Annotated in this window: 18 protein-coding genes and 1 tRNA gene; 7 read left to right on the forward strand and 12 right to left on the reverse strand. The window is 66.2% G+C overall.

Going from position 1 to position 20,382, the window contains the following annotated elements; translation table 11 throughout:
* Positions 1–69 precede the first annotated feature (69 nt).
* Together ACLB0R_RS03830 and ACLB0R_RS03835 are read left to right on the forward strand one after the other, a co-directional pair.
* A complete protein-coding gene (locus ACLB0R_RS03830; RefSeq protein ID WP_416642024.1) occupies positions 70–579 on the forward strand; it encodes a ubiquinol-cytochrome C chaperone family protein in 510 nt (169 codons plus the stop codon).
* Positions 576–1,103 carry a YceD family protein gene (locus tag ACLB0R_RS03835; RefSeq protein WP_416642025.1) on the forward strand — a complete coding sequence of 176 codons (528 nt, stop codon included), beginning with the start codon at positions 576–578 and terminating at the stop codon, positions 1,101–1,103. The genes ACLB0R_RS03830 and ACLB0R_RS03835 overlap by 4 nt, the downstream gene beginning before the upstream one ends.
* A gap of 123 nt (positions 1,104–1,226) precedes the next feature.
* Here the strand turns inward: ACLB0R_RS03835 and ACLB0R_RS03840 are convergent, their stop codons facing one another.
* The gene (locus ACLB0R_RS03840; protein WP_416642026.1) at positions 1,227–1,769 is read right to left on the reverse strand and encodes a SixA phosphatase family protein; all 543 of its coding nucleotides are present in this window, start codon (positions 1,767–1,769) and stop codon (positions 1,227–1,229) included.
* The gene (locus ACLB0R_RS03845) at positions 1,766–4,486 is read right to left on the reverse strand and encodes an ATP-dependent DNA helicase (RefSeq protein WP_416642027.1); all 2,721 of its coding nucleotides are present in this window, start codon (positions 4,484–4,486) and stop codon (positions 1,766–1,768) included. Before ACLB0R_RS03845 ends, ACLB0R_RS03840 begins: the two co-directional genes overlap by 4 nt.
* Positions 4,487–4,499: 13 nt before the next feature.
* Between ACLB0R_RS03845 and ACLB0R_RS03850 the strand changes: the two genes are divergently transcribed.
* Entirely contained in the window at positions 4,500–6,098 is a 1,599-nt protein-coding gene (locus ACLB0R_RS03850; protein WP_434953703.1) for a lysine--tRNA ligase, read from the forward strand.
* A 136-nt stretch (positions 6,099–6,234) separates the two neighbouring features.
* Here ACLB0R_RS03850 and ACLB0R_RS03855 read toward each other — a convergent pair whose 3' ends face one another.
* Complete coding sequence (locus tag ACLB0R_RS03855; protein ID WP_416642029.1) at positions 6,235–7,125, reverse strand: SPFH domain-containing protein; 891 nt, start codon at positions 7,123–7,125, stop codon at positions 6,235–6,237.
* The gene (locus tag ACLB0R_RS03860) at positions 7,112–7,333 is read right to left on the reverse strand and encodes a hypothetical protein (RefSeq protein WP_434953705.1); all 222 of its coding nucleotides are present in this window, start codon (positions 7,331–7,333) and stop codon (positions 7,112–7,114) included. The genes ACLB0R_RS03855 and ACLB0R_RS03860 overlap by 14 nt, the downstream gene beginning before the upstream one ends.
* 207 nt (positions 7,334–7,540) lie before the next feature.
* Between ACLB0R_RS03860 and nhaA the strand changes: the two genes are divergently transcribed.
* Complete coding sequence (gene nhaA / locus ACLB0R_RS03865; protein ID WP_416642031.1) at positions 7,541–8,758, forward strand: Na+/H+ antiporter NhaA; 1,218 nt, start codon at positions 7,541–7,543, stop codon at positions 8,756–8,758.
* Between the two features lie 480 nt (positions 8,759–9,238).
* Here nhaA and ACLB0R_RS03870 read toward each other — a convergent pair whose 3' ends face one another.
* The 3 genes from ACLB0R_RS03870 to ACLB0R_RS03880 form a co-directional block, all read right to left on the reverse strand.
* Positions 9,239–9,550, reverse strand: coding sequence for a GIY-YIG nuclease family protein (locus ACLB0R_RS03870; protein ID WP_416642032.1), 312 nt, complete (start codon positions 9,548–9,550; stop codon positions 9,239–9,241).
* Positions 9,551–9,666: 116 nt separating this feature from the next.
* Positions 9,667–10,038, reverse strand: coding sequence for a tRNA-binding protein (locus ACLB0R_RS03875; RefSeq protein WP_416642033.1), 372 nt, complete (start codon positions 10,036–10,038; stop codon positions 9,667–9,669).
* A 15-nt stretch (positions 10,039–10,053) separates the two neighbouring features.
* The gene (locus ACLB0R_RS03880) at positions 10,054–10,731 is read right to left on the reverse strand and encodes a glutathione S-transferase family protein (protein ID WP_416642034.1); all 678 of its coding nucleotides are present in this window, start codon (positions 10,729–10,731) and stop codon (positions 10,054–10,056) included.
* Positions 10,732–10,828: 97 nt separating this feature from the next.
* On the opposite strand from ACLB0R_RS03880, the gene ACLB0R_RS03885 reads away from it, so the two are divergent.
* A complete protein-coding gene (locus ACLB0R_RS03885) occupies positions 10,829–11,095 on the forward strand; it encodes a type II toxin-antitoxin system VapB family antitoxin (RefSeq protein WP_416642035.1) in 267 nt (88 codons plus the stop codon).
* The gene (locus tag ACLB0R_RS03890; RefSeq protein ID WP_416642036.1) at positions 11,092–11,478 is read left to right on the forward strand and encodes a type II toxin-antitoxin system VapC family toxin; all 387 of its coding nucleotides are present in this window, start codon (positions 11,092–11,094) and stop codon (positions 11,476–11,478) included. The genes ACLB0R_RS03885 and ACLB0R_RS03890 overlap by 4 nt, the downstream gene beginning before the upstream one ends.
* Position 11,479: 1 nt before the next feature.
* Here ACLB0R_RS03890 and gltB read toward each other — a convergent pair whose 3' ends face one another.
* The 5 genes from gltB to ACLB0R_RS03915 form a co-directional block, all read right to left on the reverse strand.
* Positions 11,480–15,997 carry a glutamate synthase large subunit gene (gltB, locus tag ACLB0R_RS03895; protein WP_416642037.1) on the reverse strand — a complete coding sequence of 1,506 codons (4,518 nt, stop codon included), beginning with the start codon at positions 15,995–15,997 and terminating at the stop codon, positions 11,480–11,482.
* On the reverse strand, positions 15,984–16,535 hold the full coding sequence (locus tag ACLB0R_RS03900) for a DUF2059 domain-containing protein (protein ID WP_434953708.1): 552 nt from the start codon (positions 16,533–16,535) through the stop codon (positions 15,984–15,986). Before ACLB0R_RS03900 ends, gltB begins: the two co-directional genes overlap by 14 nt.
* A 29-nt stretch (positions 16,536–16,564) precedes the next feature.
* Positions 16,565–18,010, reverse strand: a complete 1,446-nt coding sequence (locus tag ACLB0R_RS03905) for an NAD(P)-dependent oxidoreductase (protein WP_416642038.1) — start codon at positions 18,008–18,010, stop codon at positions 16,565–16,567.
* 176 nt (positions 18,011–18,186) lie between these two features.
* On the reverse strand, positions 18,187–19,002 hold the full coding sequence (locus tag ACLB0R_RS03910) for an undecaprenyl-diphosphate phosphatase (RefSeq protein WP_416642039.1): 816 nt from the start codon (positions 19,000–19,002) through the stop codon (positions 18,187–18,189).
* 60 nt (positions 19,003–19,062) lie between these two features.
* On the reverse strand, positions 19,063–19,998 hold the full coding sequence (locus ACLB0R_RS03915; RefSeq protein ID WP_416642040.1) for a complex I NDUFA9 subunit family protein: 936 nt from the start codon (positions 19,996–19,998) through the stop codon (positions 19,063–19,065).
* Positions 19,999–20,173: 175 nt separating this feature from the next.
* Between ACLB0R_RS03915 and ACLB0R_RS03920 the strand changes: the two genes are divergently transcribed.
* Positions 20,174–20,260 (forward strand) — tRNA-Leu (locus ACLB0R_RS03920).
* The last annotated feature ends 122 nt before the right edge of the window (positions 20,261–20,382 follow it).

Below are 20,382 nucleotides of genomic sequence, written 5' to 3' on the forward strand. Positions count from 1 at the left end.
ATCACCGCCCGATCGCCTCAATATGCCGCAATGCGCGGTCAAACAAGGCCGGGCAGCCAGAGAGCCGGCATGGGATTGTTCGACCGTTTCCGTTCATCGCGTCGCGCTGCCGATGCAGCACCGCTTTATGATGCCGTAGTCGCGCTCGCCCGCGCGCCGCATTGGTATCTTGAAGGCGGCGTCGCCGACACGCCCGATGGCCGATTCGATATGATCGCTGCCGTACTCGCGTTGGTGCTGATCCGCCTTGATCGCGAGACCGATGGCGCGCCGCTTGGCGTGGCGCTGACCGAGCGGTTCATCACCGATATGGACGCGCAACTGCGCGAACTGGGCATCGGCGATGTGGGGCTGGGCAAGCAAGTCGGGCAGATGGTCGGCATGCTTGGCGGGCGGCTGGGCGCGTATCGCGAGGCATTGGCCGGCGGCGATCTCGGTGAGGTGCTGAAGCGCAACTTGTATCGCAGCGCGTCGCCGACGCCGGCCGCAGTCGCGCATGTCGAGCAATCGCTTCGTACGCTGGCGGATCGGCTGGCCGCCTTGCCGATGGACGCACTGGCGGCGGGCAAGCTTCCATGATCCCACCCGAATTTTCGCGCCCGCAGCGGGTCGATACCATCGGCACGGCGCCTCGCGCCGTATCGATCGATGCCGACGCGACCGAGCGCGCGGCACTCGCCAAACGCTTCGACCTGATCGCGATCGATGCCCTCCACGCCAGCTTCGACATCTGGCGCGACGGCGCGGCGATCATGGCGCGAGGCACAGTGACGGCTTCGGTAACGCAGGCGTGCATCGCGACTGGCGTGCCGCTGCCCGCGACGATCGACACCCCGGCGATGCTCCGCTTCGTGCCCGAAACTGCGCTCGACACGCCGCCCGACGATGAGATCGAGCTGAGCGAGGATGATTGCGACGTCGTCAGCTTTACCGGCGGCGCCATCGATCTCGGCGAGGCAGCAGCCGAGACGATGGCGCTCGCGCTTGACCCCTACCCCCGCGCGCCCGATGCCGACGCGGCGCTCCGCGCGGCGGGCATCAAGAGCGAGAGCGAGGCCGGGCCGTTCGCGGCGCTGGCGGCGTTGAAAGGGAAGGGCGACTAAACGGCGCGCCAGCCAAACCGCAACAGTCACCCCGGCCTTAAGCCGGGGTCCAGCTTCTTCGACCGCTCGGTAATAGCGGGACCCCGGCTCAAGGCCGGGGTGACGACAAGAAAAGAGTTGCCCCTAGTCGTCTTCCGGCCCCAGCGCGGGATCGAGATCGCGCGGGCGAACGAAGCGGTCGAGCGTCGCGCACCCCGGCGCGGCGTCCGCCCAGGCATCGATGTCGAGCGTCATCGTCGCCAGCGTCGCGGTCGGATATTTGGTTTCGAGCGCATCGCGCAGGTCATTACCGGCCTGATCGGGGACCAGCATCAGCGCCAGATCCTCAAGCCCAGGATTATGCCCGACAAGCAACGCATGGCTCGCCCCGGCAGGCAGATCGGCCACCACATCGAGCAGCGTTGATCCCGAGGCGAGGTAGATGCGCCGGTCCCATGCGGGTTCGATCGCCTGGCCATAGCCACGACCGACCTCCTCCAGCGTTTCGACCACGCGCTTGGCCGGCGAGGCGACGACATGGTCGAAGCCGAGATCGATACTGCGAAGATACCGCCCCATCGTCTGCGCGGCGCGGCGGCCGCGGTCGTTGAGCGGCCGGTCAAAGTCGCGCGCGACCGGGTCGTTCCACCCCGATTTGGCGTGCCGCAGCAAGGTCAAGGTCTTCAAGCCCGCGCTCCATCGGCCGTCAACGCCGATCCCTCATGCCCCAGCCGTGCGACAGATGAAAGACGCACTCGCTCGATCGCCTCGTCGAGCGTGACCCGCGCGATCGGCACGCCAGGTGGGAAAGCGCCGAGCAGCCGGCTCGGCATCGCAGCGGACAAGAGCACGAACGCGCCATGGTCGCCCTGCCGCCGGATCAGCCGCCCGAACGCCTGCGCCAGCCGCGCGCGGACGATGCGGTCGTCATAAGCCGCGCCGCCATTGGCCAGCCGCCGCGCGGTGTGGAGCACGCTGGGCTTGGCCCAGGGCACGCCTTCCATCACCACGAGCCGCAGCGAGTGGCCGGGCACATCGACGCCGTCGCGCAGCGCATCGGTGCCAAGCAGCGACGCGCGGCTGTCGTCGCGGAAGATGTCGACGAGCGTGCCGGTGTCGATCGGGTCGACATGCTGGGCGTAGAGCGGCAGGCCGTCGCGCGCCAGCCGGTCGGCGATGCGAGCGTGGACCGCACGCAGCCGGCGTATCGCGGTGAACAGCCCCAGCGTGCCCCCGCCCACTGCCGCGATCAGCCGGGCATAAGCATTGGCGAGCGCCGGGAGATCGCCTTTCTTCACGTCCGTCACGATCAACACCTCGGCGGCGGTTGCGTAATCGAACGGGCTCGGTGCTTCGAACTCGGCAGGCGGATGACCGAGATGACTGGCGCCGGTGCGCGCTTCCGCCACTTCCCAGCCGCCACCGGCGCGCAGCGTCGCCGAGGTGATGAGCGCGCCTTGCGCCGGCTTGAGCACGGCTTGCGCGAACGGCCGGGTCGGATCGAGCCAGTGGCGGTGCAGCCCGACATCGACATCGCGCCCCTCGACCCGCGCCACCGCCAGCCAGTCGACGAAATCGGGGTCGACCGGGCCGTCGATCCGCGCGATCAACGCGCGCCACGCCGCGACCGTCTCCGCTCGCCAGCCAAGCGAGGCGATCGCGCCATCGATCCGCGCCCGCGCCGGCCCATCGAGCCAGTCCGGCCCATCGTCGAGCACCGCCTGCAACCGATGCCCGAGCGCGACGAGCGGGCGATACAACGCATCGAGCGCGGCGGCCGCCGGCCCGGCCGCCTCGACCAGTGCGGCATCGGGCGCGGCAAGCTCTGTCTCCAGCCCATAGCCCGCGTCATCGCGATCCTCGGAGCGCGCATAGACCAGCCCGCGCACCGCCGCGAGCAGCGCCTCGATAGGTCCGAACGGCTCGCCTTCCGCCAGCCGTTGCAGCCAGCCGGTCGAGGGCAGCGCCTGCGCCGTCGTCGCTGCGTCGGCGATCGCGATGCCACCCTGCTCGTCATAGCTCGCGACATCGGACAGCCGCGCCGCCAGCCCCCGCCGCCGCCCGCGCGCATTGGCTTCCGGTCCCAGCACCCAGCGCCTGATCTCAATTGCCTCGGCGCCGGTCAGCGCGGCGGAGAACATCGCATCGGCGGCGTCGAACAGATGATGCCCCTCGTCAAACACATAGCGCGTCGGCCGCGTCGCCATTTCGCGCCCGCGCGCGGCGTTGACCATGACGAGCGCGTGGTTGGCAATGACGATATCGGCCTCGGCGCTGGCGCGAGAGGCGCGCTCGATGAAGCATTTGCGGTAATGCGGGCAGCCGGCATAGACGCACTCGCCGCGCCGATCCGTCAGCGCGGTCGCGCCGGCGCGGCGGAACAACGTGGGCAACCAGCCGGGCAAATCGCCGCCGACCATATCGCCATCCGCGCTATAGCTCGCCCAGCGCGCGACGAGCTGCGCGAAGATGCCGGCGCGGCCGAGGAAGCCGCCTTGCAGCGCATCCTCCAGGTTGAGCAGGCAGGCATAATTCTCGCGCCCCTTGCGGGTGACGACGCGCGCGCGGCGGGTGGCATCGTTGGGGTAAAGCCGCGCCGTCTCATGCCCCAATTGCCGCTGCAGCGCCTTGGTGAAGGTGGAGACCCACACCGCCCCGCCCGAGCGCTCGGCGAACAGCGACGCAGGCGCGAGATAGCCGAGGGTCTTGCCGATCCCCGTGCCCGCTTCCGCCAGCACCAGCTGCGGCGCATCGCGATGCGCGCGCGGCGCGAAGGCCAGGGCCGCCGCTTCGGCAAAGGCGCGCTGGCCAGGGCGGGCCTCGGCGGTCGAGCCGGTCAGCCGGTCGAGCCGATCGAGCACCGCCGGCGCATCGAGCGTGACGCTCAACGGCTGCGGGCGCGGCGCGGCTTCCTGCCATTCGGGCAGCTTCGAGAACAGGAAGCGCTCATTTTCCACTGGCCGATCGATCCGTCCGCTCAGCGCCGCTGCCCAGGGCCAGCGCAGCCGCCCCAGCGATTGCAGCGCCGTCCACGTCCCTTCGCGCTCGGGCCAGTCGCCTTCGGGCACCGCCAGCAGCCGCTCCGCCGCCGCGAGCAGCAACGGCGCGACATCGCCATCGCTCGCCGGTACCCCCAGCCCGACCGCGCGCGCCAAGCCCTTGGGCGTCGGCACCATAAAGCGCGTGGGGTGGAGGAAAGCGAACAACTCCAGCAGATCGAGCCCCGAAAGCTCGGCATAACCCAGCCGCTGCGCCGCCAGCACCGCGTTGAGCAGGATCACCGGCGTCTCGGCTGCCAGCCTTATCGCCTCCCGCCGGCCGACCTCACGCGCGCGCGGCCCCTCGGCGATCCAGATGCCGCCATGGCTTGCATAGAGGGCAGGATAAGGCAAAGAGGCCGGCATTTCCGCCACCACCGTGGCCGAACAGGAACGAAAGGGCAACGCACAAGTGGACGAGCTGCGCGCCGCCGCGCTGGAATCAAAGGCCTGGCCGTATGAGGAAGCGCGCAAGCTGCTGAAACGCTATCCCGATGGCGCGCCGGCTAAGGGCTATGTGCTGTTCGAGACGGGCTATGGCCCCTCGGGCCTGCCGCATATCGGCACCTTCAACGAAGTGCTGCGCACGACGATGGTCCGCCACGCGTTCGAGGCGATCAGCGACATCCCCACCCAGCTGATCGCGTTCAGCGACGACATGGATGGCTTGCGCAAGGTGCCCGACAATGTGCCCAACCGCGAGATGCTCAGCCAGTATCTCGGCAAGCCGCTGACGCGCATTCCCGACCCGTTCGGCTGCCATGAAAGCTTCGCGCATCACAACAACGCGATGCTGCGCCAGTTCCTCGACCAGTACGGCTTCGACTATGAGTTCGCTTCGTCGACCGAATATTATACATCGGGCAAATTCGACGACGCGCTGAAGAACGTCCTCCGCCACTACGACGCGATCATGGACGTGATGCTGCCGACGCTGCGCGCCGAGCGCCGCGCGACTTATTCGCCGGTGCTGCCGATCAGCCCGACCTCGGGCATCGTGCTGCAAGTGCCGGTCGAAGTGATCGATGCCGACGCCGGGCTGATCGCCTTCGAGGACGAGGGCGAGCGCGTCGAGCAGTCGATCCTCGGCTGCAGGGCCAAGCTGCAATGGAAAGTCGATTGGGCGATGCGCTGGGTCGCGCTCGGCGTCGATTATGAAATGGCGGGAAAGGACCTGATCGACTCGGTCATCCAATCGGGCAAGATCGCCCGTGTGCTCGGCGCGCGGCCGCCCGAAGGCTTCAATTACGAGATGTTCCTCGACGAGCATGGCGAGAAAATCTCTAAGTCCAAGGGCAATGGCCTGTCGATCGAGCAGTGGCTGACTTATGGCTCGGAAGAGAGCCTGGCCTTCTACATCTATCGCGAACCCAGGAAGGCCAAGTCGCTGCATCTAGGCCTGATCCCGCGAGCGGTGGATGATTACTGGCAGTTCCGCGGCAATTATCCGGCCCAACCACTCAAGGAAAAGCTCGGCAACCCGGTTCACCATATCCACAATGGCGATGTGCCGACCAGCACGCTGCCAGTGACGTTCGGCCTGCTGCTCAATCTGGTCGGCGTGATGGCCGAAGCGACGCGCGAGCAGGTTTGGGGCTACCTCGCCAATTATGTGCCGGACGCGAGCCCCGAACGCTACCCCGACCTCGATCCGCTGATCGACCGGGCGCTGGCTTATGCCCGCGATTTCGTCGCGCCGACGCTCCACCGCCGGGCGCCCGATGCCACCGAGCGCACCGCGCTGGAGCGGCTCGATGCCGAACTTGCCACGCTGCCGGCGGGGGCGAGCGCGGAGGACATCCAGAACATCGTCTACGAGATCGGCAAGACCGGCGGGTTCGCCGAGCTCCGCGATTGGTTCAAGGCACTCTACGAAACGCTGCTCGGCTCCTCCCAAGGCCCGCGGATGGGCAGCTTTATCGCGCTTTACGGCATCGACAACAGCCGCAAGCTGATCGCCGAGGCGCTGGCACGCTAAAATCCTCCCCCATCGGGGGAGGGGGACCATTCGCGGTACGCGAATGGTGGAGGGGTATGGTGCCCCCGAAAGAAGGATACCCCTCCACCACGCCCTGCGGGCGCGGTCCCCCTCCCCTTGCAGGGGAGGATTTGCGTTACTTCACATCGACAAACGGCAGCGGGCCGTTGCCGGTATAGGTCGGCAGCTTGCCGTCCCACTTCTCGACCGCGCGCAGCTTGACGATCTCCGGATTGGTGCGGATCGCTTCTGCCTCGACCTGGATCGCCTTCGCATCACCCTCAGCCTTGGCGACGCGCGCCTGGGCATTGGCGGTTGCGGTGGCGACATTGGCTTGCGCCGCGAGCGCCGCCTGCTCATTGGCGATCTTGGCGTTGATCTGCTGCAGCACCGCATCGGGCACGACGATATTGCCCGCCCAATAAAGCTGCTCGACGTCCAAGCCGACCGGCGCGAAATAGGCCTGCACCTGGCGCAGCGCGGTGTTGATCAGCTCGCTCTTGTGCGGCCCGTAAATCTCCTCGACGCCCAATTGCGAGGCGCGCTCGACGATCGCGTTGCGGATCGCGTTGCGCAACGGGCCGGCGATGATCGCGTCCATGTCGCTGCGATAGCGCTGGAACAGGATCGGCGCGTGCGTCGCATCGACATGATAAGCGACCGCGACGTCCGCCGAGAGACCCAGGCCGTTCTTGTCCTGGAAGCTGAACGACTCGTCGACCTCATTCTGCTCGGTGCGCGACCGCGTCCAGGTATAAGTGCGGGTAAACACGGGATATTCATAGATGTTCGTTCCCGGCGGCGCGAAATACCAGCCGACCGGCAGCGGCTCTGACACCACGCCCGCCGAGGGACCGATATTGTTGACGCGAATGCCGACATAGCCCGGCTGCACCCGCGTGAACGCTTCCGACAGGAACACGATCGTGAGCGCCAGCAGCACGATGATGCCGACGCTCAATCCACCCCGGCGCGCCAGCAAGCCCGCCAGATTGCGCCGTTGCCCGATAATCTCATCCGATGACATCGTCTTCTCCTTGTGCCCGGATGTCGCCGGGCGTCGTCAAGCGTGCGCGGCGACCGAGGCCATCGATCACCGCCGCGATCAGCGCCGGCGTGGCAAGGAAGAGGCTAAGCGCGGCCCAGAGTCCGGTGCGCGTATGGGCGTTGAACAACGCCGGCGCGACGAACAGTAGCAGCCACAGCAGCACGACCAGCACGGCAGTCGCCCCCATCCACAGCCAAATGTCCCGTCGCGAAATCGCGTTGCTCCCGTGCGCCAATCGCACCAGTGTCTTATACGCCCAATCCAGCGCCGCCGAAACGAAAACCGTTGGTTGTGCGGCGGCCTCAATGTCGATTGCGTCGCGTGCATGATACTCCGAGGGCGCGGGCGCCGATTGCGCTACCCGGCGCCCGGACGGCTTGCTACGCCCATTGGCATGGCTCGCCGATCCGCCCGCTCGACTTCCGCGCTCCGCGCGTTCCTGGCGAGCGAGACCGCCGGCGGCATCGTGCTGTTGGCGGCAACCGCGCTGGCGTTGATCGCGGCGAACAGCGCAGTTCTGGCGCCGATCCAGCAGGCCTTGCTCGACACGACGATCGGCCCGGCGATCGACCCGGCACACGGCGCGCTCTCGATCCGGCTGTGGATCAATGACGGGCTGATGGCGGTGTTCTTCCTGCTCGTCGGACTCGAGATCAAGCGCGAGCTGATCGATGGCGAGCTGGCGCGCCCGGCGGCGCGGCGCTTGCCGGTGATCGCGGCGGCAGCGGGGATGGCGGTGCCGGCGCTGGTCTATCTCGTCATCACTCGCCACGATCCGGCGCTGACGCGCGGCTGGGCGATCCCCTCGGCAACCGACATCGCCTTTGCGATCGGGGTGATGGCGCTGCTCGGCCGGCGCGCGCCGGCGCCGCTGCGGCTGCTGCTGACGACGATCGCGATCGTCGACGATCTCGGCGCGGTGGCGATCATTGCCATTGCCTATACCGATCATCTCGACGGCGTCGCGCTGGCGGCGGCGGCCGGCGTGGCGGCGCTGCTTTATGCGGTCGGTCGGCGTCACCCTCGCGCGCTGTGGCCCTATTTCTTCGGCTTCGCCGTCATTTGGCTGCTGATGTTCCGATCGGGCGTGCACGCGACGATTGCCGGCGTGGTCGTCGCAACGCTGGTGCCGATCACCCGATCGCCCGGCGCGCCCGACGACGCACAATCGCCGCTCCACCGGCTCGAGCACGCGCTGGGGCCGTGGGTCGCCTTCGCGATCGTGCCGCTCTTCGCTTTCGCCAATGCCGGCGTACAAGTTACCGGCGCAGGGCTGGCGAGCGCGCTTGGCCAGCCACTGGTGATCGCGATCACCGCCGGACTGTTCTTCGGCAAGCAGGCGGGCATTTTGGGCGGCGTCGCGCTCGCCGAACGGACCGGCATTGCGCGGCGACCGGCGGGGATGAGCTGGACGCAGCTTTACGGCCTCGCGCTGCTCGCCGGCATCGGCTTCACGATGAGCCTGTTCATCGGTGGCCTCGCTTTTCCCGGCCAGCCAGTGCTGCAGGATGAGGTGCGGATCGGCGTGCTGCTGGGCTCGCTGTTGTCGGGCGTGGCAGGCGCGCTGGTGCTGGCGATGGCGGCGCGAGGGCGGAGGCACCAGCGGCGCTGATTGCTCTTGTGAATCAATGGGCTCTGGAGCGCCTCGGCCAGCGTTGCCACGCCGATTACAGGGGGCAACGTCGCGAATGTTCCCGAATGTTCCCACTGACCATGGGGGGTGGCGAAGCACGGACGATCGGCGCGCCCGGTCCCGCCGCGCTGCCGGCCACCCTCCCCCGCCCCGAGTCGCCCGCAGCCCGGCGCCACCGAAGTTGACAAAGTTGACACTACGTCCCCGCTTTGTTGCCCTCCTCTGGTGGTAACTGCCGTGGCGAAGAGTGTTGGAGCGAGGCAGAACGCGCGCCATCGGCAGAGGGTGACATGGGTTCGGGGTGTAGGACAGGGGTGGCGTGCGGACCGTTTGCCGCCTGCCTGCTAATGCCCATAAGATGAGCGAAGCTGCCATGTGGTCGCTTTACCGTCTTGGTCGGCTACCGCCTCAATAGCGGTAACTCTGCATTCGTCGCCCCGTGCTTGACACGGGGCTAGGCTAATCTGCTGCCGGTGCCGCGCCGAACCACCGCTCCCACAGATCCTCCCAATCGGGATTTTCTGCCTCGATCAGCGCGAACTTCCACTCCCGCCGCCATTTCTTGACGAGCTTTTCTCGAGCGATCGCCTGCATGATCTCCTCATGACGTTCGACATAGACCAGCCGGGTCTTGCCAAAGTCTGCGACATGGCGCGAGCCTGTTCCCTTGCGGTGTCTGTAGACCCGCGCCAAGGCGTCCGCGGTTACGCCGATATACATGCCGCCACGATAGCGGTTTGCCATGATGTATACCCAGCCGCCCTTTTCCATGGGCCGACTATCGCTGCGGCGGCGGACGAAGAAAAGCCAAGCCCCGTGTCAAGCACGGGGCGACGGCGAAGGCGGGCATCTGCTTACCACCCCACACCCGCCGCTCCGGCGCCCCCCTAAAACAACCGTCCCCCATTCGGCACCGCCACACTCGGCCGCACCAGCACTACTTTGCCCTCAGCATCCGGAAACCCCAGCGTCAGCACTTCGGACATGAACGGGCCGATCTGGCGCGGCGGGAAGTTGACGATCGCCGCGACTTGCGTGCCCGGCAAATCCGCCAGCGCGTAATGCTCGGTGATCTGCGCGGAGCTTTTGCGCGTGCCGATCGCCGGGCCGAAATCGATCACCAGCTTGTAAGCGGGCTTGCGCGCTTCCGGGAACGGCTCGGCCGACACGATCGTGCCGACGCGGATATCGACCGCCAGCCAATCGTCGAACGCGATGGTCGGGGCAGCGGCGGCGGCGCGATCATGCTCGACGTGCATCGGGCTTCTCAAACATCAGTAATCGAAGTCGACATCGTCATAATGCGCGGGCGGGGCGATTGTCTCCATCCGCTCGGCGAGGATCGGGCGGAAGCTCGGTCGGCTCTTGAAGCCGCGATACCAGCGCGCGGTTTCCTCATGCCCGCGCCAGTCGATCCCGCCCAGATAATCGGCGACCGAAATCTGCGCGGCGGCGGCGAGATCGGCAAGGCCCATTGTCGCGCCGCCAATCCAGGTGCGGTGACCGAGCAGATAATCGACATAATCGAGATGGCCGACCGCTGCCTTCATCGCTTCGCGCAGCGCCTTGCCGTCGGGCGCGGCGCGGTCGACCAGGCGCTTGACCATCCGCTCGTGCAGCAGCGGTGCGGTGATGTCGCGGTAGAATTGATTGTCGAACCACGCGACCAGCCGCCGCGTTTCGGCGCGATTGGCGGCGGTGCCGTTGATCATCGCCGCCTTGTCGATGGTTTCCTCGAAATATTCGCAGATCGCCATCGAATCGATCAGCACCAGGCCTTTCTCGGAATCGGCCATGACCGGGGTCTGGCCGGCGGGGTTCATGTCGAGAAACTCGTCACGGCGCCCCCATGGCGCCTCGCGCTTCAACTCGTAACCCACGCCCTTCTCGCCGAGCAGGATGCGGACCTTGCGCGAGAAGGGGCACAGGGTGAACTGGTAGAGCTGCCACATGAGCGCTCTGTTAGGCGAAGCGGCGGCCGGTCGGAAGGGCTTGCGCCGCGACAGGCTAAATTCTATAATTGAAGACTAAATTATAGAAAGCGTTGCAATGGCCTTGAGCATTAAAGATGCCCAGACGGATCGGCTGGTGCGGCAATATGCCCGGCTTCACGGCACGAGCTATACCGGTGCCATCCGCCGCGCCGTCACCGAGGCGCTGGAGCGGGAAGGCCAAAAACCCGAGCCAGATGCTGAGCGTGCAGCCAAAGTTTGGGCAGCGATCCGCGACGTTCAAGCACGAATTGCAGCCGCGCCGATACTCGATGATCGGCATCCCGATGAAATCCTCTATGACGCCGACGGTTTGCCGCATTGATCGTCGTCGATACCTCTGCACTGTGCGCCATTGTTTTTGCAGAACCGGACGGTGACCTTTTCGGCGGTGTTCTGTCACAACCCGGCCGTTATTTGATCGGCGCCCCTACTGCGTTTGAGTTCCTGTCTGTCCTCTACCGCCGAAATGGTCTCGAAGGTATGATGGCGGCACGCGACTGGTTGGACGACTCGGTCCTCGAAGTCGTTCCATGGCACGACGAGTTGCTGACCATCGCGCATACGGCATTGGCTCGCTTCGGCGGCAAGCCCGCCCAGCTCAATTATGGCGACTGTATGAGCTATGCGCTTGCCAAGTTGCTCGATGCGCCGTTGCTCTACAAGGGTGGTGACTTTGCGCTGACCGACATTCGGTCAGCGATCTGACCTATTCCGCCGCGACTGCCTCGCTGGTGTCGTCGAGCGGATAAGCGAGCCGGCCGAGCATTTCTTTCGGCACTATCTGCCAGAAATCGCCCGCCGCGCGGTCCCATTCCGCCAGCAATTCGCCCGACCATTTGCTGTCGGTCGCGTCGTGATGCGCGCGGACGAGGCCGAGCAGCACCGATTCCCAATGGCGTGAGGCAAGGCGCTGCCAGGTGATCGTCTCGCCATTGGCCTGGCGCGGGAAATCCCCGTGCGGATCATAGACGAACGCCATGCCGCCCGACATGCCGGCACCGAAATTCTTGCCGACCGCGCCGAGGATGACGGCGGTGCCGCCGGTCATATATTCGCAGCCATTGGCGCCGCAGCCCTCGACCACCACGTTCACGCCTGAATTGCGCACCGCGAAGCGCTCGCCTGCCTGCCCCGCTGCATAAAGCGCGCCCGAGGTCGCGCCATAGAGCACGGTGTTGCCGAGGATCGTGTTCTCGTTGGAAACGAGCGGTGAGCTCACCACCGGCCGCACGACGATGATGCCGCCCGACAGCCCCTTGCCGACATAATCATTGGCGTCGCCGAACACCTCCAGCGTCACACCCTTGCACAGGAACGCACCCAGGCTCTGCCCCGCCGAACCGCGCAGGCGGACATGGACATGGCCGTCGGCGAGCGCGCTCATACCGAAGCGCCGGGTGATCTCGCCAGACAAGCGCGTGCCGACGGCACGATGCGTGTTCCGCACGGTGTAATGGAGGTGCATCTTCTCGCGCCGCGCGAATAACGGCCCGACATCGCGGAGCATGTCGGCATCGAGGCTGTCGGGCACTTCGTTGCGATGGGTGGCGAGGCCGAAGCGCCGCTGGCTGTCGTCCGCATCGACCTTGGCAAGGATGGGATTAAGGTCGAGATCGTCGAGATGCTCGGCGCCGCGGCTGACCTGGCGGAGCAATTCGGTACGGCCGATCACTTCGTCGAGGCTCTTGCAGCCGAGGCGGGCGAGGATGTCGCGCACTTCCTCGGCGATGAAGGTCATCAGGTTGATGACCTTTTCGGGCGAGCCGCCGAATTTGGCGCGCAGCCGGTCATCCTGGGTGCAGACGCCAACCGGGCAGGTGTTCGAATGGCATTGCCGCACCATGATGCAGCCCATCGCGACCAGGCTGAGCGTGCCGATGCCGAATTCCTCCGCGCCGAGGATGGCGGCGATGACGATGTCGCGCCCGGTCTTCAGCCCGCCATCGGTGCGCAATTTGACGCGATGACGCAGACCATTGAGCGTCAGCACCTGATTGACTTCGCTCAGGCCCATTTCCCACGGCGTGCCGGCATATTTGATGCTGCTCTGGGGCGAGGCGCCGGTGCCGCCGACGTGACCCGAGACCAGGATGACATCGGCATGCGCCTTAGCCACGCCCGCCGCGACGGTGCCGATGCCGGCCGAGCTCACCAGCTTCACGCACACTCGCGCGACCGGGTTGATCTGTTTGAGGTCGTAGATGAGCTGCGCCAGATCCTCGATCGAGTATATGTCATGATGCGGCGGCGGCGAGATGAGGGTGACGCCCGGCGTCGAATGGCGCAGCCGCGCGATCAGGTCGGTCACCTTGAAGCCGGGCAGCTGCCCACCCTCACCGGGCTTGGCGCCCTGAGCGACCTTGATCTCGATTTCCTCGCAGGCGTTGAGATAGGCCGCCGTCACCCCGAACCGGCCGCTGGCGACCTGCTTGATCACCGAATTGGCGTTGTCACCATTGTCATAGGGCTGGTAGCGGATGGCATCCTCGCCGCCTTCGCCTGAGACAGCCTTGGCGCCGATGCGATTCATCGCTATCGCCAGCGTCTCATGCGCCTCGGGGCTCAGCGCACCCAGGCTCATCCCCGGCGTGACGAAGCGCTTACGAATGGTGGTGATCGCCTCGACCTGCTCGACCGCGACACCCTGGCGCGGATAGTTGAACTCGAGCAGATCGCGCAGATAGACCGGCGGCAGCTTGGAGACGCCGCGCGAGAATTGCAGATAAGTCGAATAGCTGTTGGTGCCGACTGCCGTTTGCAGCAAGTGCATCAGCTCGGCCGAATAGGCATGAGTCTCGCCGCCATGGCGTTGGCGGTAGAAGCCGCCGATCGGCAGCGTCGTCACCGCCGGATTGAACGCGGCATCGTGGCGCAGCGTCGCGTTCAAGTGCAGCGAGGCATAGCCCTCGCCGGAAATCTTGGCGGGCATGCCGGGGAACAGCTCGTTGACCAGCGCGCGGCTGAGGCCGACTGCCTCGAAATTATAGCCGCCGCGATAGCTGGAAATGACCGCGATCCCCATTTTCGAGAGGATCTTGAGCAGCCCTTCGTTGATCGCGGTGCGGTGCCGTTCCAGGCATTGATCGAGGGTCAGCGCGCCGAACAAGCCGCGCGCGTGGCGATCAGCGATCGCGGCTTCGGCGAGATAGGCGTTCACCGTGGTCGCGCCGACGCCGATCAGCACCGCATAATAATGCGTGTCGAGGCATTCGGCAGTGCGGATGTTGACGCTGGCGTAAGAGCGCAGGCCCTTGCGCACCAGATGCGTGTGCACCGCCGCCGCCGCGAGCACGCCGGCAATGCCGACCCGATCCGGGCCGATCGCTTCGTCGGTCAGGAACAATTCGGAGCGGCCCTCGCGCACCGCTTCCTCGGCTTCGGCGCGGATGCGGTCGATGGCGCCGCGCAACGCTTCGGGTCCGCCGCCGGTCGGGAAGGTGCAGTCGATCACCGCCACCTTGGCGCCGAAATGCGCCTGCAGGCGGAACCAGTCTGCACTGGTCAGCACGGGCGTGTCGAGCACCAGCACCGGCGTCGGCTCGCGCTCGGGCTCGAGGATGTTGGCGAGGTTCGAGAAGCGCGTCTTCAGGCTCATCACATGCCGTTCGCGCAGGGGGTCGATCGGCGGGTTGGTGACCTGGCTGAAATTCTGGCGGAAAAACTGGCTGATCAGGCGCGGTTTGTCGGAGATGACCGCGAGCGGCGTGTCGTCGCCCATCGATCCGATCGCTTCCTTGCCCGTCTCGACCATCGGCGCGAGGATCAGCTCCATATCCTCGATCGTCTGGCTGGCCGCGACCTGGCGACGGGCAAGCTCGGTGCGGTCGAAGCGGCACACGGGGTCGCCTTCGGGCGCGGGCAGATCATCGATCGTCAGGAACTCGCCGATCAGCGCAGCATAATCGACCTCGCCGGCAATGCGATCCTTGGCGGCGCGGTCCTTGAACAGCTGGCCCGCGTCGAGATCGACCGCGATCATCTGCCCCGGCCCGAGCCGGCCCTTCTCGACCACGGTTGCTTCCGGCACGACGACCATGCCGCTTTCCGAGCCGACGATCAGCAGGCCGTCATTGGTGCGGGTGTAGCGCAGCGGGCGCAGCGCGTTGCGGTCCATGCCGGCGACGGCCCAGCGGCCATCGGTCATGGCGAGCGCGGCGGGGCCGTCCCACGGCTCCATCACGCTGGCGAGATATTTGTACATGGCGAGGTGATCGGGCGGCAGATCGCTGTCGTCGCCCCAGGCTTCGGGCACCAGCATCAGCTTGGCGGTGGGCGCGTCGCGGCCTGAGCGGCAGATCGCCTCGAACACCGCATCGAGCGCGGCGGTGTCGCTGGCGCCCGCCGGGATGACCGGCTTGATGTCTTCCGAATGCTCGCGAAAGGCATGCGCCGCCATCTTGATCTCGTGGCTCAGCATCCAGTTCTTGTTGCCGCGCACCGTGTTGATCTCGCCATTATGCGCGAGGCAGCGGAACGGCTGGGCAAGCCACCATTGCGGGAAGGTATTCGTTGAATAGCGCTGGTGGAAAATCGCGACGCGGCTTTCGAAGCGCAGATCGGTCAGGTCGGGGTAGAAGACCGACAAGCTCTCGGCGAGGAACAGCCCCTTGTAGACGATCGAGCGGCACGACAGCGAGCAGATGTAAAAGCCCTGGATTTGTGCCGCGATCACGGCCTTTTCGATGCGGCGGCGGACGAGATAAAGGTCTTTTTCGAACTCATCCGCCGTCATCTTGTCCGGTAGTGGCCCCGCGATCATGATCTGCTCGATTTCGGGCCGTGTCGCCTGCGCCTTCTGGCCGATCACCGAGACATCGACCGGCACCTGCCGCCAGCCGTAAATGGTGTAGCCCGCCTCGATGATGACGCTCTCGACGATCGTCCGGCACGTCTCCTGCGCGCTGAGATCGGTGCGGGGCAGGAAGACCATGCCGACGCCGAGCCGATTGGGCATCGGCCGGTGGCCGGACAGCTGGATCGCTTCTTCGAAAAACTTGACCGGCAAGTCGATGTGGAGGCCCGCGCCATCCCCGGTCTTGCCATCGGCATCGACCGCGCCGCGATGCCACACGGCTTTGAGCGCATCGATCGCCGATTGCACGACGCGGCGTGAGGCCCGCCCATCGGTCGCCGCGACAAGGCCGACGCCGCATGCATCGGACTCGAAGTCGGGGCGATACATGCCATGGGTGGCGAGGTGGGTGCGGGGGTCAGCTATGGTCATTTTTATGCTGGGCTTTGGCAACCGCCGATTGAATGTCGGCCTTGAGCTTTTCAACTTCCGGCTCCGAGCGGCGCTCGGCACGCTCGAACAAGGCCCGCTGCCACTTCGCGACATCCGGATCGGCCAGCAGCGCGGTTGAACGCGTGGCGAATTTCTTTCCCGCTTCGGTCGCCAGGAACGATCGGATCTGAACGAGCTCGTCAAAGGTGAAGTTGCGGGCATATGCATTGGCATAGGCCTTCAAGAGTTCGGGCTCGCTTTGCTTGATATCCAGCAGTGCCTCGTTGCGGGTTTGCACGGCGAACTTACCGAAAATGTCCCTTATCTCGGGATTTTCGGCAAAAATCTCATCGAGCCCAAGCGCTTTCGACTGGCCCGCAATCATGTTCGCCATCATCGCATCGATGACTTTGCGAAACATCGCGTCGCGCTGATCCGGCGGCAGAATCAATTCGACCACGTCGCGGGCAACGGCAAAGCGGGATGGATCGATGGCGACTTCCGCCGGCTGATCGGGTGCGACGCTGTTCGTCGGCATCGGGACTGCGAGCATCATCAAGAACGGTATCACGCCGCTTTCCTCCCTTCGGCTGCCTTTGCCCTCAAATAACGCTGCATCCGCTCCGCGACATCGCGCCCGTCGCGGATCGCCCACACCACCAGGCTGGCGCCGCGGACGATGTCGCCGGCGGCGAAGACGCCGTCGAGGCTGGTCATCATCGTTTCGGCGTTGATCATCACCGTGCCCCAGCGCGACACGCCGAGCGCGGGCTCGCCGAACAAGCGGGGCAGATCCTCGGGATCGAAACCCAGCGCCTTGATGACGAGATCAGCGGGGATCGTCATCTCGCCGCCGGGCTCGGGCTCGGGCGCGCGGCGACCGCTCGCGTCGGGCGGGCCGAGCCGCATCCGTTGCGCGCGCACGGCGGTGACGCGGTTGCTTGCCTCAAAGGCTTGTGGCGCGGACAGCCAGAGGAACTCGACGCCTTCTTCCTCGGCATTGGCGACTTCGCGCTGGCTGCCGGGTATGTTGGCGCGATCCCGCCGATACAGGCATTTGACCGACGCAGCGCCCTGGCGGACGGCGGTGCGGACGCAATCCATCGCGGTATCGCCGCCGCCGATGACGACGACATGCTTGCCCTCGGCATTGAGCGCGCCTGAGTCGAAATCGGGCACCGCATCGCCAAAGCCCTTGCGGTTGGAAGCGATCAGGTAATCGAGCGCGGCGACGACGCCGTCGCTGCCGACGCCGGGGGCCTTGATCGCGCGCGCCTTATAGACGCCGGTTGCGATCAGGATCGCGTCGTGGCGGGCACGCAGCTCCTCGAACGGCAGGGCATCGCTGCCAACATCGGTATCGTTGTGGAACTGGATGCCGCCCGCCGCCAATCGCTCGATGCGCCGCATCACCACCGGCTTTTCGAGCTTGAAACCGGGGATGCCATAGGTCAGCAACCCGCCGGGCCGGTCATGCCGGTCATAGACATGCACTTCATGCCCGGCCGCGCGCAGATATTCCGCTGCGGTCAGCCCCGCCGGCCCCGCGCCGATAACACCCACCGATTGCCCGGTCGGACGCCCCGGCACGAGCGGTTCGACCCAGCCATTGTCCCATGCGGTATCGGTGATGAACTTCTCGACCGAGCCGATCGTCACCGCGCCATGGCCGGAAAATTCGATGACGCAATTGCCTTCGCACAGCCGGTCCTGCGGGCAGATGCGACCGCAGATTTCGGGCATGGTCGAGGTGGCGTTGGACAGCTCATACGCCTCGCGCAGCCGGCCCTCCGCGGTCAGCCGCAGCCAGTCGGGGATGTGGTTGCCGAGCGGGCAATGCACCGAGCAGTACGGCACGCCGCATTGCGAGCAGCGCGCCGCCTGCGCCTCGCTGTCCGTCGGCGCGTAGCGATCGGCGATTTCGCGGAAATCCTCGGCGCGCACCTTAGCCGCCCGCTTGGCGGGGTAGGCCTGGCGCTGCTCGACGAATTTCAGCATGCGCTCCTGCGCCATGATCACCCCATTGCCAATGATGGCGCGACCATAACTTGCGCACAAGCGTGAGTCCATAGTCATTTCGACTATTAGGACAGGATAAGTTACCTATTAAGCCGTGATTGACGTATTATCCCGTCGATTAGCGCTTTTCGCAGGCTGAAACGCATTTAACAAGGGCCGTTTCGGCTCTTTCAGGCGTGAACGCCCGCATAATAGAGCACCAACGCCAGCGCGCCCGCGACGATCCGATACCAGGCAAAGGGCGCAAAGCCGCGCCGCGTCACCACGCCGATGAACCAGCGCACCACCAGCAAGGCGACGACGAACGACACCGCAAAGCCGATCGCAATTGCCGAGAGATGCGAGGTGTCGAGATCGTGCCGCGCTTTCCACAGCGCCAGCGTCGTCGCGCCCATCATCGTCGGCACCGCGAGGAAGAAGCTGTATTCCGCCGCCGTCTTCTGGTCGACGCCGAGCGCGCGCGCGCCCATGATCGTCGCGCCCGAGCGGCTGACCCCGGGGATCATCGACAGGCACTGGACCAAGCCGATCGCCAGCGCCGTCGGCCAGCGCAGCCCTTCGACATTGTGGACGCGCGCGGGCGGTGCGGTGCGCTCGATCAGCAGGATCAGCACGCCGCCGACGAGCAGCGCAACCGCGACGACGACCACCGCAATCCCCGGCGCCTCGAGCACGCGGCGGATCGCGCCATAAGCCAGCGCGCCGACGATCCCCGCCGGCAGAAAGCCCAGCAGCACGTTGCGCGTGAAGGCGATCGCGCCCGGGTCGCGCCGGAGCAGGCCAACGCCGACGCCCAGGAAGCGATGCCAGTAGAGCACCACGATCGCCAGGATCGCGCCCAGCTGGATGACGATGTCGAAGGTCGCATCGGCTTCGGGCAGGCCAAGGAAATGGCCGGCCAGGATCAGGTGCCCGGTCGACGACACCGGCAGAAACTCGGTGACGCCCTCGACAATGCCGAGGATGATGATGATCAGCAGGCTCATTTGGTCTCCCCCGGCGCCGCGCGCCTCCCCAATTGGATCAACGAAAAATGACTGGCGCGCTCACGCCGCGGCCGATGTGTCGAAGCGACCGTGCGGGCGAAAGCGGACCAGCCAGCCCGGCGCGACCGCTGCCATCGGCGTCGGCGCCACGCCGAGCGCGGCCAGCCCCAGAGCATCCGCCGCCACGACATTGTCGCGCTGGAGCATCAGCCATTGATCCCAGCTGATCGGCGCGCCGGGCAGGAAGCCGAAGCGCGCGATCGTCGCTGCGATGGCATCGGGCAGATCGATAATCCGCGGCGATCGATCGGTCTCGCGCGCGATCCAGCGGATCAGTTCGCCCATCGTCACGATATCGGGCCCGCCCAGTTCATATAACTGCCCGGCATGGTGGCCGGCATCGACGAGCACCGCCGCTGCCGCTGCCGCCACGCCACCGACGAACACCGGCTGGAACTTCACGCCGGCGCGCACCACGGGCACGACCGGCGCGGCCGCGATCATCCCGGCGAAGCGATTGACGAACTGATCTTCACGCCCGAACACGATCGACGGGCGCAGGATCGTCGCACCGGGGAACGCCGCGCGCACCGCTGCCTCGCCCTCGCCCTTCGAGCGACCATAAGCCGATGGCGATGCCGGATCGGCGCCGATCGCCGACATCTGAATGAAGGCCCCCGCTCCCGCTTGCGCCGCTGCCTCGGCGACGGTGCGCGCACCATCGACATGGACGCGCTGGAAATCGCCCTTCAGGATGCCGACGAGATTGACCACTGCGTCCGACCCCGCAACCGCGCGCGCGATGCTGTCAGGCTTGCGGAGGTCGGCCGCAACGAATTGCGTCTGACCGAGCCCGCCGAGCGGCTTGATGAACTGCGCCGCGCGCGGATCACGCTGGGCAATCCGCACCCGTGCGCCCGCCTGCAGCAGCGCCTGCGCGATATAACGGCCAAGAAAGCCGCCGCCGCCCACCAGCGTGACCAATTTGTCCTTCATGCCCGTCCTCGCGCGTGCTGCAATGGCGCCGCCTCCATGCCGCTGAAACACGCGCCGGGCAAGCACCCGATGCGGCCCGGCGATCCGATCGCCGGTGCCGCCGATACCGCGCGGTTGACAAGCCGCCGCCCGCTCCCCTAAGGGCCGCCGCCTACCCGACGCGCAAGCGTCCCGTGCCCAGATGGCGGAATTGGTAGACGCACCAGCTTCAGGTGCTGGCGCTCGCAAGGGCGTGGAGGTTCGAGTCCTCTTCTGGGCACCATTTGTTCTCCTGGCAACGTCTGGGGACATCCAGCAAGAGACTGGTTTTACAGCATTTTCTTGGTGAGAATCGCCGAATGGAATCCGGGCTCATCCACCCGAATCCATCGGCAGCACCATCAA

Origin of the sequence: Sphingomonas sp. GlSt437 (assembly GCF_048015635.2) — a bacterium.
Classification (GTDB): domain Bacteria; phylum Pseudomonadota; class Alphaproteobacteria; order Sphingomonadales; family Sphingomonadaceae; genus Sphingomonas.

Bases quoted from the DNA above. Each gene is read 5' to 3' on its own strand.
- nhaA (WP_416642031.1), top strand. From the start codon at position 7,541: ATGGCTCGCCGATCCGCCCGCTCGACTTCCGCGCTCCGCGCGTTCCTG.
- ACLB0R_RS03855 (WP_416642029.1), bottom strand. From the start codon at position 7,125: ATGTCATCGGATGAGATTATCGGGCAACGGCGCAATCTGGCGGGCTTG.
- ACLB0R_RS03900 (WP_434953708.1), bottom strand. From the start codon at position 16,535: ATGCCGACGAACAGCGTCGCACCCGATCAGCCGGCGGAAGTCGCCATC.
- ACLB0R_RS03860 (WP_434953705.1), bottom strand. From the start codon at position 7,333: ATGGGGGCGACTGCCGTGCTGGTCGTGCTGCTGTGGCTGCTACTGTTC.
- ACLB0R_RS03835 (WP_416642025.1), top strand. From the start codon at position 576: ATGATCCCACCCGAATTTTCGCGCCCGCAGCGGGTCGATACCATCGGC.
- ACLB0R_RS03830 (WP_416642024.1), top strand. From the start codon at position 70: ATGGGATTGTTCGACCGTTTCCGTTCATCGCGTCGCGCTGCCGATGCA.
- ACLB0R_RS03880 (WP_416642034.1), bottom strand. From the start codon at position 10,731: ATGTGGCAGCTCTACCAGTTCACCCTGTGCCCCTTCTCGCGCAAGGTC.
- ACLB0R_RS03885 (WP_416642035.1), top strand. From the start codon at position 10,829: ATGGCCTTGAGCATTAAAGATGCCCAGACGGATCGGCTGGTGCGGCAA.
- ACLB0R_RS03905 (WP_416642038.1), bottom strand. From the start codon at position 18,010: ATGGCGCAGGAGCGCATGCTGAAATTCGTCGAGCAGCGCCAGGCCTAC.
- ACLB0R_RS03910 (WP_416642039.1), bottom strand. From the start codon at position 19,002: ATGAGCCTGCTGATCATCATCATCCTCGGCATTGTCGAGGGCGTCACC.
- gltB (WP_416642037.1), bottom strand. From the start codon at position 15,997: ATGACCATAGCTGACCCCCGCACCCACCTCGCCACCCATGGCATGTAT.
- ACLB0R_RS03915 (WP_416642040.1), bottom strand. From the start codon at position 19,998: ATGAAGGACAAATTGGTCACGCTGGTGGGCGGCGGCGGCTTTCTTGGC.
- ACLB0R_RS03845 (WP_416642027.1), bottom strand. From the start codon at position 4,486: ATGCCGGCCTCTTTGCCTTATCCTGCCCTCTATGCAAGCCATGGCGGC.
- ACLB0R_RS03870 (WP_416642032.1), bottom strand. From the start codon at position 9,550: ATGGAAAAGGGCGGCTGGGTATACATCATGGCAAACCGCTATCGTGGC.
- ACLB0R_RS03875 (WP_416642033.1), bottom strand. From the start codon at position 10,038: ATGCACGTCGAGCATGATCGCGCCGCCGCCGCTGCCCCGACCATCGCG.